We start from the raw sequence: 15,479 nt of genomic DNA on the forward strand, positions 1-15,479 counted from the left end.
GAATGGCAAAGGCTTATAATCTGACTTTTGATTATATCCTATACAAAATGAGTTTTGCGAATGTTCGTCTGTATAATGCGGTTCTGCCTTCTTTCTCAGCAAAGAAGGATGGTAAAAAAGATACTGGCATTATTCTAAATGGTGATGATCCTAATAATCAGGATGCAGTAAATAACGCAATATTTGACGTAAACGAAGATGAATAACAACGAAGGTACAACATGGTGGGCTTTAGGATTGGATAACGCCAAATTTGAAAGCGATGTGGCGAAATCTAACTCTCTTTTCCGAAGCATAGGCAACACAGCCGAAAAGGAAGGTAGCAGGATAGACAACATTTTCCGTAGAATAACGGTTGCTGCAACTGGATTTTTCACAGCTCAACAAGCGTTGGGATATGCTCAGAAGATAGCTCAGGTAAGAGGCGAATACCAACAGTTAGAAGTTGCCTTCAATACCATGTTGGGCAGTAAGGCTAAAGCTGATGCTTTAATGACACAGCTTGTTAATACTGCTGCTAAAACTCCGTTTGATCTCGTTGGTGTGTCAAGTAGCGCAAAACAATTACTTGCTTATGGTATAGCTGCTGACAAAGTGAATGACACTTTGGTACGGTTAGGAAATATCGCTGCTGGCTTATCTATTCCATTACAAGATATAGCCTGGTTATACGGTACAACCATGACACAAGGCAGATTATATGCTGAGGATCTTAACCAATTTACGGGTAGAGGTATTCCGATGATTCGTGAATTAGCTAAAGAGTTGGGTGTAGCTGAAAATGAAGTTAAGGCTTTGGTTTCCGAAGGAAAGGTAGGATTCCCCGAAGTTCAGAAGGTTATAGAAAACCTTACAAATTCTGGCGGTATGTTCTACAACCTGATGGAAGAGCAAAGTAAGACTATTACGGGTAAGATCTCCAACATGAGCGATGCTATTTCTGTAATGCTTAACGAAGTAGGGAAAGCTAACGAGGGAACAATCAATTCAATACTGGAAACTGGTATCTCCGCTATAGAGAACTACGAGGCTATCGGTGAAACTATACAAGAATTGATTGTTACTTATGGCTTGTACAAAGCTGCTGTAATTTCGGTTGCTGCTACAAAAAATGCCGTTACTACCATTAAAGCCACTGGAGAAGCTGAGGAACTAAGCAAATTGCTTACTGTAGAGCAGCAAGCAGCCATTTCAAAACAAAATCTAACCAAAGGCACGTTAGAGTATGCAACTGCCGTAAAAGCTGAAATGGCAGCAAATATAGAGGCTCAAACCGCAGCTTTAGCCAAAGCTCGTACAGAGGTTTCAGCAGCCAGCCAAGCCGTAGCAGCCAAGAAAGCCGAATACCTTGCTGCTAAAGAGTTGGAGAAGCAAAGATTAGCAGAACTTATGTCTATCGGTGCTACTGGCTCCGCAAAACAAGTAGAAGCAGCAGAAAGAAAATTAGTCGCAGCCGAAACAGCCAGAGAAACAGCAGCCTTACAATACCAAGCAGCCACACGTGATTTTAGCACTAAGAAAGTAGCGGTAGAAACGGCTGCTAAAACATTGAATACCACTCAGACAGCAGCCAACACAGCAGCACAAGCAGCCAATGTAACTACAACAAACTTGTTGGCAACTGCAAAGCTCAGGCTTACGGCTGTAGCTACCAGGTTGAAAGCCGTTATGCTGGCAAATCCTTATACTTTGGCAGCAGCAGCCATAGCAGCTCTCGGTTATGGTATTTATAAACTTATCACTTATCAGACTGACGCAGAAAAGGCGCAAGAAAAGCTAAATAACGCCATATCTGAGAGTGAAAAGGTTATTGGAGCTGAAAGATTGCAAATTGATGCGATGTTTGCACGTTTGAAAGCAGCCAAAGAAGGTACGGATGAATACCGTTCCGCAAAGGAAGCCATAATGAGCAAATACGGTGAGTATTTGAAGAGGCTGGGGGATGAAAAGAACGCTTTGGATGATCTGGCTAAGGCTTATCGTATCATTACGCAAGAAGCCGAAAAATCAGCTCGTGCAAGAGCTATGGATAAAGCGGTTAATGAGGCTTCTAATGACTACATGGATAAGGAGGTAGAAGCCAAAGAAAATGTAGAAGAATTACTAAAAGATAAGTTCAAGGGAAAGAAGGATAAAGACGGTATCGACCTTGCGGAAACTTATTACTGGAAGATTAAGCCAGTGTTGGAAGGCAAGGGGGAAATTACCAAAGAAATCCAGGATATTATAAAGCAGTTTGACGAAACCAAATACTTGCCTGGCGATCCCATGACTGGTATAGGTGCGCAAACCTACATAGCTAATGACTTGCAAGATGAAATAACCAAAGTATTCAAAGCTCGTGGCATTTATAATAATATCATAAAAGAGGCTCAAAAACGCTTCGGGGAGAATCCTAACCAAAATCAGAAAACGAGTAATCAAGAAGAGGTATTTTATACCAAAGGTAAATCCATTTCTGAGATAGAAGCAGCCATTACTAAAGGTCAAGAAAAACTGGAGGCTTTCAAAAAGGCTCTCAAAGAGAACAACGGCTTAATGTCTGATGGCAAAGTAGTAACCGATGCTGTTGTAAAAGGGCAGGAAAGCTATATAGCTAAATTAAAGGCTACCGTTCTTGAACGTGAAAACGAGCTGCAAATTATTAGCCAAGTAGAGAACCGTATTTCTAAACTGAAACAGGAGCAGAAAGAAACCGTTAAGGGTAGTGCTGAATACAACGACTATCAAAGACGTATAGATTCACTGAGTAAAAAGTTACCAGATAGAAAAACGTCCTCTTCTCAAAAGGATTATTCCGATGAGATAAAACGTAATGCACAAGAGCAGATCCGTATTAAAAAGGATATGGAATTTGCTGTAAGGCAAGCTGAGATCAACACCTATAAGGAAGGACTTTCTAAAACATTGAAACAAAACCAGCTCAACTATGAGCAGGAAATGGAGCAGATCAAACGTCAAAAGGAGGATAAGCTAACCAAAATTCAAGAGTGGGAAAAAACTATATGGGAATCTCAGGGCAAAAAAGGTACGTTTAAGCCAACTACCACCCAATTATCAGAGCAGGATGAGCAACAATTTAAAGCTCTTGAAAATGCTGCTGGAAAGAAATTGTCTACTGGCAATCAGACTGCAATAGAAGAAATGCTAAAGCAGTATCAGACCTATGCGGAAAAGCGCAAGGAGATAGAGGAAAATTTTCAGCAAGATATTGACGAAATGCGAGCTGTTAATGAGAAAGATAAGAAAGCCGGAAGGCAAGTTACTTTCTCCGAAGAAAATATCGCTCAGGCTGAAAGTGATAAACAAGATGCTTTGGACGCTTTAGATCAAGAGATAGCTACTCGTGAAGCGACTTTTAATGTATGGGTAGAACAAATATCCTCTATGGGGTTAAGACAGCTAAAGGAGGCTTTACAAACAGCCCAAGACACGCTGAAAAAAGAAGGTGGCAAGCTGGATGATAAAGAAAAAGCTACTCTTCGTGCGCAAATTAAAACCCTGGAGAAAAAAGTAGAGGTTGCTGAGGCAAAAGACGCAAGCATTTCATCTGCTGAAAAAAACAAAAAGAAGTGGAGCGATACCCTAAAGGTGATGAATGAGGTAGATGATACTGTTAATAATATCATTTCAGACTTTGACGGGATGGATGATGCAACCAAAGCTGCTTTGTCTGCTGCTACCAATATCGCAGGAGGTATAATTTCTATGATAACGGGTATTCAAGCGTTGGCGGTTACTGGTGCAGAAGCTATCAAAGGAGTAGAAAGAGCTTCGGTTATCCTTTCCATAGTCGGTACAGCCGTTTCCCTTATCACTTCATTGTTTGGGTTGTCCTCTAAGGCTGAAAAGGAACACCAAGAGGCACTTAAAGAAGTAGCCGAGAACAAACTGGAAATGCAACGCCAGTACAACTTATTGCTCATGGAGCAAAATTTACTTTTGGAGGAAGCAACATCTATTTTTGGTACAGATCAAATAGAAAAAGCTATCAATGCAATAGAGGTATATCGTGATGCGATAGCTGAATATAAAGAAGTCCTAAAGGGGGATAAACCAACTTATCAGTTTCAGTTTAACCCTAAAGGGAACTGGGGGCTTGATGAATACAATGCAAAATTAAATGCGTACAATCAGGGTATAGGTGCGCTTAATGATATAACCATAAAAACGGGAAGTTACACTACTGGAGCTTGGTTTTGGAAAAAGCAGCATGATATTTATACTTCGGTACTCCAGGTTTACCCGGATTTAATAGATGGTGAAAAAAATCTGAACAAAGAAAGAGCGCAAGCCATTCTTGACACTCAAACAATGAGCGATGAGAATCGGAATTTGTTGCAAAACCTTATAGACCTTCAAGAACAAGCGGAAGAAGCCCAACAAGCACTAAGAGATTACTTAGAGGGTACTTTTGGCTCTTTAGGTGATAGTATAATGGATAGTATCACTGAGGCTATTGAAAATGACGGTGTAGATGCGTGGGAAAAGTTTGGAGAAAAAGGATCTTCTGTATTGGAAGATTTGGGTAAACAGATTGCCTACTCTTTATTCTTCTCTGATAAGTTCAAAAGACTACAAGCGGATTTGGAGAAAATCTATGGATCCGGCAAAACAGAAGAAGAAATAGCTAAGGAAGCAAGGGATTTGGTTTCCTCTTTCTATCAAGGTATCGGTACGGATATGAATAATGCCCAACAATGGATGGAGCATTGGAAAGAAGAAGCAAACAAACAAGGCTTTCACCTTTGGGAAACAGAGAATCGTGAGGTTTCCAGCAATAACGGCATAGCAGCAAGCCAGGACAGCGTAAACGAGCTGAACGGAAGGACAACTGCAATTCAAGGGCATACCTATTCTATAAATGAAGGTATTAAATCATTGGTTAGCCATTGTGCCAAATTTCTTGAGGTATTAACTGGTATCAGAGAAAATACAAGCTATTGCAAGAATCTGGAATCTATCAATTCCAATATAAAGGAAATGAAAGAAAGCATAGGTAACATGAATGATAAAGGTGTAATAATGAGGAAATGAAAAATAACTTATACATAGACGGTACGGACGCTTTTACTCGGTTCGGGGTTTTTATTGCTGAGGGTGGGCATAATGAAGTTGTTGCTTTCCCGGCATTAAAAGCACCAGAAGTTTCTAATGATTGGGCAGAGTATGACGGTATCGAAGTGGATTTGTCGGATCCTAAACTTGATACTAAAGAACTTGAAATAAAGTTCAACGCAGTAGGTATGTATCAGACTGGAGATTTCATTTCTCTGTTGTCCGATGGAGCTTACCATACCTTTGAGTTTAAAAGAATCGGATATACTTGTAAACTCCGATTGGTTTCAGAGGTAAATGTAGCTCTGTATATCGGTGCTAAAAGTTTCTCGTTAAAATTCGCAGATGATTTCCCTTTGAGAGATTATAAATATACGGCTCCTTTATCGACAACCAATATACCTACGCAGGGGTATGAAATAGACGGGATAGATTTCTCCGTTTACGGTATTCGTGTATTGGAAGGAAGCGAGGCACAAATACTTAAAGCTCCAGCAGTGAAGAAAAATATGTTACGTAACCTTTCTACCCAAAATGGGGCTATTTATGATGGCAAACAAGTAGTGTACCAACATAAAGAAGTTGCCTTGAATTGTTGCTTAATCGCTAAGAATCTAACGGAGTTCTGGAGAAATTACAATGCTTTCCTTCACGATCTGATAAAGGTTGTGGAAATAGACGAAGGCGAAGGCGTGAAGGTACAAACGGCTGAAAGATCCTTGTTCGTTGAAAGCACTTACGAGGAATACCCATGTTACTACAAAAGCTCAAAAGTAAGTCTGTTTTCCCCTGACGATCAAGTTTGGTGCGTTTTTACCTTAACGTTGGTATTTACTGCCTTTAGAGTTGGAGGGGATGAATATTTACTTGCTTCTGAGGCTGGAGAATTGATAGTTACAGAAGATGGTGAGTTTTATATAGATTTGAAAAGCTATGGCTATTAAAAAGAAGAAAATAAGCGAGCTGACACTTTCGGATAACCTGAAAGGATTGTACACTATTGGAGTTAAATTAATCAATGGGGTACAAACCAGCGTGAAAGTAAGTTTGGAATACATTCAAACGGCATACGAGAACGCTGTAAAAGCAACCAACAGTGCAAATGAAGCTGCCAAGTCTGCTAACAATGCTGCTTCAAGTGCCAACACTGCAACCTCAAACGCAAATAAAGCGACTGAGGCAGCGAAAACGGCTACCAATAATGCTAATGAGGCTGCCCAACAGGCTAAAACTGCTACTTCCAACGCAAACTTGGCTACTCAAAAAGCGAATACAGCAGCTACCAATGCGGATAATGCACGAAAAGGATTGGAAGAGATAAAAAGTGCAACTGAAAGTGCTACAGCCAATGCCAATAAAGCAGCTACTAATGCGAATGAGAAAGCACAAAAGGCAGAAACAGCAGCTAACAATGCAAATACTCAGGCAAATAGGGCAAAAGAACAAGCGGATAATCCCCCGAAAATGGGTGAAAATGGCAACTGGTGGAAATGGGATGAAACGCAAAAGAAGTATGTAGATACCGGGATTTTGGCAAAAGGCGGTATTCTCTATCCTACTTTTACGATTGATCCCGATACAATGGAACTGATCATGTATTACCAGGATGATATAGCTGCTGATATGTTTGATATTGACAATGAAGGATTTTTAATTTTTAACCCCAAGTGATATGGCAGAAGGAAACATAAGATTAGGAAAGGTTGCTTTCGTGGATAAGGGAACTTATTCATCAGCTACCACATATAATACATTTGATTTCATTACTACGGATGATAGTTGCTATCTCTGTATCAAGGACGGGAACAAAGGACACGCTTTAACCGAAACTACCTGGTGGAAATGTATTGCTCGTGGAACAACCGCCACAGCAGCAGCTAAAAAGGCTGAGGACGCTGCTAAACTGGCTAATGAAAAAGCTACAGCAGCCGATAGCGCAGCAGGTAAGGCAGTAGAGGCTACCAACAATGCCAACGCAAAAGCTAATGAAGCTCACGAAAAGGCGGAAGAAGCCAATACTGCTAAAGATAATGCAAATGAAGCTACTGGCGATGCAAGGGTAGTTATCGCAAGGCTGGAGGAACTGGAAGAATCGCTAATCTCAAAATACAAGCTGATCCCTACTTCCATGAAGCTAAACTACCCGAAAAAAGTTACTTACAGGAATACCCAGCCTTTCAAAGTTGAGGTAGAATTACTTCCCGTAGATACTGGTAGGAATGTATTGTTTCTCGGTGATGATCGGGCGGTGTCTATCACTCCTGATGGCGTATTTATGATTAACGGTGTAGGAATGAGTAAAATTCACGTTATCCCAACGGAAAATACGGGTATTTATCAAACTATACAGATTGAAGTACAGGAGCCAGGAATAAGGTTTACTTCTGGTAAGGGTATGCGTTTATCCGGCTCTGGTGGTATCATATTAACTTAGTAAATTTTATTGTTTAACTTCTTAACACTATAAAAAATATGGCACTTACAGCAGAAGAGGAAGCTAAAGTAAAAAAGATTATTACAGCTTACGACAATGGCAAAAGATTAAATGAATTACCAGTAGCAGACAGCAGTAACCCTTTCGACCTCACAACTGAGGTGTTGGATAAAAGCGGAGAAAGCAAACAAGCTGGTCTGGCTGCTATGCTACCTTATGCAGAGGTTCAATGTAGTTATGGCGTAGAATTAGATGTAACAGTATCTTCTTCGGTTCTTACCCGTACTGGCAATATGACACTGCATAAAACATTGCCAATTCAAAGCAAGATGAAAGGGTGTTTGCTATCAGATGAAGGCAAGGTTATTGAATACCTAAACCCTACCAACTGGAAAGCGCATAAAAGGGATGGTTCCAATGGTATGGTTATGGTGGAAATCCCTGCTCACTGGAGAAGATTTTATACCAATGGAAACAAAAGAGGTGTACGAATCAGTGAATACCCGATACCTGGTTATCATTTCGTAAAGAAATGCTATATCTCGGCTTATGAGGCAACAATCCAACGTAGCACTGGTAAACTGGCTTCTGTAGTAAATACTTCGGCTGATTACAGAGGTGGTAACAACCAAGCAGATTGGGATGCTTTGCCTAAATCCCAATTAGGCAAGCCAGCTACATCTACGAGTAGAACAAACTTTCGTGCTGCTGCTCGTAAAAGGGGGGCTGGTACGCAATGGAACTGCATGGACTATAACGCTTATATCACTTTGGCATGGCTCTATTACATAGAGTATGGAAACCTTAACTGCCAGTTGGCTTTCAATGCCCAGAAAGATAGCAACGGGTATGCTCAGGGTGGTTTGGGTAATGGTGTAACTACATGGGATGGTACAAAGTGGAACAATTTTAGTGGTTATTATCCTATTATTCCTTGCGGTACGAGTGATGAATTGGGAAATGCTTCTGGTGAAGTAGCTTACACTTTAGAGAAAGCAGAAGGAGAAAACAGCAAAGTATTTACCGTACCTCGCTATCGTGGTATTGAAAATCCCTTCGGGCACGTCTGGAAATGGACGGATGGAGTAAATATAGAAGTGAAAACCAATTCAGACGGAGGAACTTCTAAAGTGTATGTTTGCGATGATCCTTCTAAATACAACGATAGTAACTACACAGGCTATACGCTTAGAGGATTGGCTGCACGTGCAGAAGGTTATGCAAAAGAAATGATTTTCGGTGAATTTGGCGATTTGATTGCTTCTGTAGTCGGAGGTGGATCTACTACCTATTGGTGTGATTACTTCTATAACAATATAGGATCTAACGCTCTTAGGGGTATCCTTTTCGGCGGTCGTACGGATGATGGCGATCTTGCGGGCTTCGGTTCTGCGTTTACGCGTAGCGCCCCCTCGGCTGCGGATGCGTTTGTCGGCTCTCGGCTTTGTTTTATTCCTGAATCGTGAAGCGAGCCAGGTTTAGACTGCAAAACTTAAATGATTAATAAACAAATAAATATAGGTTGGTTGCTGGTGGGTATCCTTTTCAGCGGTAATACGAATAATGGCGATCATGCAGGCTTCGGTTATGCGAATACGAATAACACCCCCTCGAATACGAATGCGAATGTCAGCTCTCAGCTATGATTTTTCAAAATTAACTCAACATACGAAGCAACGACCTTACCTATTGGTAGAAGATAACATAACTCATAAAGGTGCTGGTAGGGAAACCGAAGGCTCTGAGTACGAAAAACAAAGAATATGAAGAGATTAAGTAATTTATACGAGCAAATTATTTCACTTGACAACTTGCGCCTGGCTGATGAAAAAGCCAGAAAAGGCAAGTTGCGTTCTTATGGTGTCAAACGACACGATAGGAATAGGGAAGCAAACATACTGGCTCTTCACGAATCTTTGAAAAACAAGACTTTTGTAAATTCTAAATATGAAGTATTTATAATCAGAGATCCCAAAGAACGGCTTATTTACCGTTTGCCTTATTATCCTGATAGAATCTTGCACCATGCCATTATGAATATTCTGGAGCCTATATGGGTGTCCTTATTTACAGAAGATACCTATTCTTGCATTAAGGATCGTGGTATTCATAAAGCAGCAGATAAAGTAAAGAAGGCTTTGAAAGAAGATCCAGAACACACTACTTACTGCTTGAAAATGGATATAGTGAAGTTCTATCCAAGTATAGACCATGATATTTTGAAAACAATATTACGGAAGAAAATCAAAGATAAAGATCTGCTTTGGTTGCTTGACGTGATTATAGACAGTGCCAATGGCGTACCCATAGGGAACTATCTAAGTCAGTATTTTGCTAATATTTATCTGGCTTACTTCGATCACTGGATAAAGGAGGTTAAGAAGGTAAGATATTACTTTAGGTATGCAGATGATATTGTGATTTTAGGCGATGATCCTAAACAGCTTCACAAACTCCGTATAGAGATTGAAGAATATCTGCATGACAATTTAAAGCTATCACTTCGTAAAGTGGATCCTAAAACTGGAAAAAAGAAATGGAAGTTTCAAGTATTCAAAATTGATAGCCATAGAGGTATTGATTTTGTCGGGTATGTCTTTTACCATACCCATACCCTTATTCGGAAGGGAATCAAAAAGAACCTATGTAGGAAGGCAGCCAAGCTGAATAAGAAAAAGCACATTTCCGATATGGAATACAAGCAAGTTATTTGCAGTTGGTTTGGCTGGGCTAAATACAGTAATTCTAAGCATCTATTAAAAACAATAATTAAAAAGCAAGTATATGATACACTACGATTTTAAGCCTTCTAAGTTAGAGGCTAACGGGAATGGTTCTTACACATACCGTTGGGATATTCAGGAAGTTCAAGTAGAAAACCATTTTGGAGAAGCTGGAGATAATGGGCAAACTACAAAATGGACTTGTAACGAAGTTGTTGTTTGGGGAATGGTTACAAATGATAAGCTAAAAAAGGCAGTTATTACCCATTTGTGGGATTCGGATAAAGAAGCCAAAATTATCAATGATTATAACGCTGCCCAGCTCGGTATTCTCACTGAAAAATCAGCTACCAATGATTACAAGGAATATTTGCAAAAGAGAAAAGCTATCAAAGAAATGATAGATAACGATTGTAAGGAACTTAATATTATATTGTGATGAGAAAGTTTAGTGAGTTAGGTGTAACCGTACAAGATGAACGTAAAATGTTCAACTGTAGCCAGGTTTCTATTTCGGACGTGCTGAACTGTGAGATCATTGTAGAAGATTTCATTCCAGATGTAAAGACTTCGCACGGTGAAGGAAGATACCTTGTGAAATTTAAACATAGCAATGGTGCGGATGGTAAGTTTTTCACAAACGCAGCTTCTTTAAAGAAAACTTTGGATCAGATCCCCAAAGACGCTTTCCCTTTCAGCACTACGATTAAAGGGATGAAATGCGGAAATGGTAAGATCTATCAATTCACTTAGTAAACATGAAAATACATTTCAACAACAAGGAGATTGATATTCTGGTAGATACAAGCAGCTACCGATATACGGCTTTACAGAATGTAGGCACTCTTTATCTGTACTTTGCCAGTGAAGAGTTCATAAACATTCCCGTAGGAGCTTATTGTATCTACAAGAATATCACTTACTACCTTATGGATCCTGACGACTTCAAGAAGAAAAGCAGTCGGAATTTTGAATACACTCTTGTAATGTATGACATAGGCGCAATATTGGGTAAATACAAATGCCGGGATATTGTTTCTAAGCGTTTGAAGTTCGATTACACTGCAAAGCCTCACGAGCATCTACAGTTGATTGTAGATAATCTCAACATGAGAGATAGCGGTTGGAAAGTTGGCGAATGTATTGAAGCAGAAGAAAAGACTATTAACTACAACCATATCTTTTGTAGTGAAGCTTTGCCTACTATTGCCGATACCTTTAAGACGGAGTATGAAATAGATCCGGCTATCAAAACAATACACTTGCGTAAAGTTGAATATAACAAGGGTGAACCTTTGCCTCTTGAATATGGGAAAGATAAAGGTTTTGTTCCAGGTTTAGGACGCTCCAACAAGGACGGAAATAGACCAGTTACCATATTGTACGTTCAAGGTGGGGAGCAGAATATAGACTTTAGCAAATATGGATCTAAGGAATTGCTTTTGCCCAAAAATCAAAGATTGGAGTATGAAGGGCGTGCTTACGTTTCGGATGCGGAAGGCTTGTATATAAAACGGGCTGATACAACCCTTACGGATGTTCAAGAGGATAGTTTGGATTGTTCTCATATTTCACCTAAAAGAGTAGGCAGTGTTTCTAATGTTGTTGTTTCCGATAAAGAAAAGAATTTCTATGATTTTATAGATAGTTCTATTCCTGATGATCTGAATTTTGAGGATTATGTGATAGAAGGTAATAACATGACTGTTATATTTCAGTCTGGTATGCTTGCTGGTAGTAATAAAGAATTTGAAGTTAAATACGTTCATAAAGAACGTAAATTCTTGATAACTCCACAAGAAATAGACGGTCAGATTATGCCCAATGACATATATAAGCCTAACCTGGGGGATAAATACGCTGTGTTCGGAATACAGTTGCCGGATGCGTACATTTGCAATAACTCAACGAAAGAAGGTGCAAGCTGGGATATGTTCAGGGAAGCAGCCAAATATCTTTATGAGAATGAAGATCCAAAATTCACATTCAAAGGAGAATTGGATAGCATTTATTCCAAAAAGCGTTGGCTCTCTATTGGTGGCAAAATAAAATTGGGCGGTTACATACTCTTTAAAGATCCGCAATTCATACCAGAAGGTATAAAGATAAGGATTACCAGTATTAAGGAGTATATACACAGACCTTACAGCCCGATTATTGAATTATCCAATACGACTACTGGCGCAACGGTTTCAAGCGAATTAAACAAGATAGAGAGTAACGAGGTTAAAACTGATAACCAATATAAAAACTCTATTCAGTTTACAAAAAGACGTTTCAGGGATGCAAAAGAAACTATTTCAATGTTGAATGACGCTCTTTTGCATTTCTCAGGTTCTATCAGTCCGATTTCGGTACAAACAATGAGTTTGCTTGTTGGCGATGAAAGTTTGCAGTTCCGTTTCGTGAACAACAAAACCAATCCGACACAAGTAGAATATCTCGTTACCTATGACAGCAAAAAGAAAGTGCTTTCGGCTCCAGGTGGAATATTACAGCACATGACTATCGGGATTGATACACTTTCCTCTGGGCATAAAGCCAGTGAGTATAAGTTTTGGGATATTGAAAAATATACTTCTCCAACCTTAACAGAAACAGTAGGGTATTATCTCTATGTGAAGGCTAATAAAAATGGCACTACTGGATCATACGTCTTAAGTAAAAACGCTATCAAGCTGGAAGGTGTAGAGGGTTATTATCATTTCCTTGTAGGTATTCTAAACAGTGAATTTGAAGAGGATCGTTCTTTTGTCGAACTATTCGGATTTACAGAGATACTTCCAGGAAGAATAACTACAGACAGAATCGTTTCAAGCGATGGGCTAAATTTCATGGACTTTGTGAATAACGCTTTTCGTGTAGGAAATTCAGACAGCTATTTTGATTGGAATACCAAAGGAGATAAAAAATTACGTCTGAAAGGCACAATCGTGCAAAGTGAAAGTGGCGATGAAAGCCCTATAGGTTGTTTTCGTGGCGTATATGACAACTCTTATACCTATTATTGGGGTGATGAGGTTATCTATGATGATGGAACTGGCTATTCTATGTATCGTTTTGTATCAAAGAATCCCGTTAAAGGTATTTCTCCAAATAATAGTAACTATTGGATTATTGTAGCCCAAAGAGGTGTGGGTATTTCAAATACAGACGTTCTGTATGCCATATCATCCAGTAATACTACAGCACCAACATCCGGTTGGCAGACAACAGCTCCAGCCTGGAAAGATGGATATTACATTTGGAGTAAAACTAAAGTTGTTTACACGGATGGCGACATAGTATATACAGATGCAGCTTGTATCACAGGTGGCAAGGGAGAAACAGGCAATGGTATAAGTTCAATAATTGAGCAATATTATTTATCATCCTCTGCAACTTCCCTTTTAAATGGTAGCTGGTCTAATTCACGTCCAACTTGGAAAAATGGTTGGTATATATGGACACGATCCGTTATTAATTACACAAACGGCAACAGCATTACTACAGAGGCTATTTGTGTTACTGGAGAAAAAGGAGAAACTGGGGATGATGGTATAAATGGTGATTATTTTGAATATCGGTACGCTGTTAATGGCTCCAGAAGTACACCGCCTTCACTGAGTAAAACGAGCCGTAATCCTTCGGGATGGAGCACAACCGTTCCAACTGTAGGAAACTTGCAATACTTATGGTTTACAGTAGCAAAAATCAATGGTGAAACAAATTCATTGATACAGAACTGGAGTACACCAGCCCGGCAAACTCCGTATGATGGAGTGGATGGTAGAAATGGAGATACTGGTCCGACTATGGTTTATCGTGGTGTCTATGGCAGCTCTAAAGTTTACTATGGTACTTCAAAGCGTGTAGATGCAGTAAAATATAACGGACACTATTATGTTGCCAGAGTGGATGCCGGAAATGGCTTTCAAAATCATGTACCTACCGATACTGCTTATTGGAATGATTTCGGTGCTGAGTTTGAGAGTATAGCAACTAATTTGCTATTGGCTGAGGGTGCTAATATCGGAGATTGGTTTATGAGTGGTGGAAAGATTGTTTCTACACTCTTGGATGGTAATAAGATCATTCTTGATGCTTCTATGGCTCGTATATTGATAGAATCCAGCCGTTCTGGTGGTGATTATTCAGAAAGCCAATATCAGGGATCTAAAATTACGATAGATGCGAATAACGGCTTGATTGAAGCCCGAAGTAAAAGCAATAGCCGTGTAGCCTATATGTCGCCTACGGGTATCTTTTGTAATAATGCAGAAACACAAGCTGTTTCGGCTATTTTGGGTTATACGCATAAGGCTTCTATCGTAGGGCTTGGATTTGGTACTGTGAATAAAAGTGATTGGAACAATGAAAACTTTTTAGCTGGCGTATATGGTAGAGCTTCAAACAGTGGCACAGCCCCCGCTTATGGTGGCTTCTTCCAGAATTTGATGGCAGCAGGTCTATTTTTACATAGAAAGGCTATAGAAGAAAGCTCTTCTTCTGTTTATTTGTCTGAAACAGACAGCTTGGTTATTGGATATTCAAGAAACCAGCAAATCGTTTACCTCCCTTCTGATGGTGTGATTGGTAGGACTATATTTTTTAAGCAATGGTGGACAGGATATATGAGAGTTTACCCACGTAGCGGAAATGTGTTGTATGATGATCACACCCAAAATGATTATTATGATATTGGCGAAGGTCAGGGTGCTATATTCCATTTTACAGTGGGGTATGTCGATGGTGTAAAAAAATCAGCATGGTTAGTTAGTAGATATAAATTTTAATATTATGATTGAATATGGCTATATAGACGAAAACGGATCTCTTGTTTCTAAATTTTTAGAGGAATACAGTGAGAAGTTTAAAAATGAAGAAACTGGAGAGATTGAAACGAGAATAGTATCAATCCAGGAGCAACAAGCTGAGTTGTCCGCTTTAGGATGGAAACATGTAGAGCTTGTGGATGATACTAAATTACAATGTCCTGAATACTATAGTGTTCGTATTGTACCTTATGACGCTGGAGATAAAATAAGCTATAAATACGAGCAAAGATTTAACGCTAAACTTGTTCGGAATAAGATAGATGAACTGAAAGCCTCTCTTACCAGCAATGACAGCGTTATAGGTGATTATCGTATAACGAAATGTTATGAGGCTTCTTTAATCGGGCTTGATATGCCGTATGATATAGAGAATCTTCACCAGCAAAGGCAGAGTGTACGGGATGAAATAAACAAATTGGAAGCCTTAATAGCTTCAAAAATATAATT

General features: G+C 39.5%; 11 protein-coding genes. All 11 read left to right on the plus strand.

The genetic code is table 11. From position 1 onward, the window contains the following. Positions 1–47: 47 nt before the first annotated feature. The 11 genes from AB5903_RS10320 to AB5903_RS10370 all read left to right on the plus strand — a co-directional run bounded on the left by AB5903_RS10320 (position 48) and on the right by AB5903_RS10370 (position 15,477). Complete coding sequence (locus AB5903_RS10320) at positions 48–206, plus strand: hypothetical protein (RefSeq protein ID WP_154400022.1); 159 nt, start codon at positions 48–50, stop codon at positions 204–206. After that, entirely contained in the window at positions 199–5,037 is a 4,839-nt protein-coding gene (locus AB5903_RS10325) for a tape measure protein (RefSeq protein WP_368117830.1), read from the plus strand. The genes AB5903_RS10320 and AB5903_RS10325 overlap by 8 nt, the downstream gene beginning before the upstream one ends. Then, positions 5,034–6,002, plus strand: coding sequence for a hypothetical protein (locus AB5903_RS10330; protein ID WP_032532873.1), 969 nt, complete (start codon positions 5,034–5,036; stop codon positions 6,000–6,002). Before AB5903_RS10325 ends, AB5903_RS10330 begins: the two co-directional genes overlap by 4 nt. Continuing rightward, positions 5,992–6,729: a hypothetical protein gene (locus tag AB5903_RS10335; RefSeq protein WP_032532872.1), complete on the plus strand. Its 738-nt coding sequence runs from the start codon at positions 5,992–5,994 to the stop codon at positions 6,727–6,729. The genes AB5903_RS10330 and AB5903_RS10335 overlap by 11 nt, the downstream gene beginning before the upstream one ends. Position 6,730: 1 nt before the next feature. Beyond that, positions 6,731–7,492 carry a hypothetical protein gene (locus AB5903_RS10340; protein ID WP_032532871.1) on the plus strand — a complete coding sequence of 254 codons (762 nt, stop codon included), beginning with the start codon at positions 6,731–6,733 and terminating at the stop codon, positions 7,490–7,492. Between the two features lie 38 nt (positions 7,493–7,530). After that, positions 7,531–8,958, plus strand: a complete 1,428-nt coding sequence (locus tag AB5903_RS10345; protein WP_368117831.1) for a hypothetical protein — start codon at positions 7,531–7,533, stop codon at positions 8,956–8,958. 297 nt (positions 8,959–9,255) lie between these two features. Further along, a complete protein-coding gene (locus AB5903_RS10350; RefSeq protein ID WP_032532866.1) occupies positions 9,256–10,296 on the plus strand; it encodes an RNA-directed DNA polymerase in 1,041 nt (346 codons plus the stop codon). Next, a complete protein-coding gene (locus AB5903_RS10355) occupies positions 10,277–10,654 on the plus strand; it encodes a hypothetical protein (RefSeq protein ID WP_032532865.1) in 378 nt (125 codons plus the stop codon). The genes AB5903_RS10350 and AB5903_RS10355 overlap by 20 nt, the downstream gene beginning before the upstream one ends. After that, entirely contained in the window at positions 10,654–10,968 is a 315-nt protein-coding gene (locus AB5903_RS10360) for a hypothetical protein (protein ID WP_032532864.1), read from the plus strand. Before AB5903_RS10355 ends, AB5903_RS10360 begins: the two co-directional genes overlap by 1 nt. Before the next feature lie 5 nt (positions 10,969–10,973). Further along, complete coding sequence (locus tag AB5903_RS10365; protein ID WP_032532863.1) at positions 10,974–14,990, plus strand: hypothetical protein; 4,017 nt, start codon at positions 10,974–10,976, stop codon at positions 14,988–14,990. 4 nt (positions 14,991–14,994) lie between these two features. After that, positions 14,995–15,477, plus strand: coding sequence for a hypothetical protein (locus tag AB5903_RS10370; protein WP_149922828.1), 483 nt, complete (start codon positions 14,995–14,997; stop codon positions 15,475–15,477). The last annotated feature ends 2 nt before the right edge of the window (positions 15,478–15,479 follow it).

This window comes from Bacteroides sp. 2201st1_D9_2201SCRN_220225 (assembly GCF_040928965.1).
GTDB lineage: Bacteria > Bacteroidota > Bacteroidia > Bacteroidales > Bacteroidaceae > Bacteroides > Bacteroides stercoris.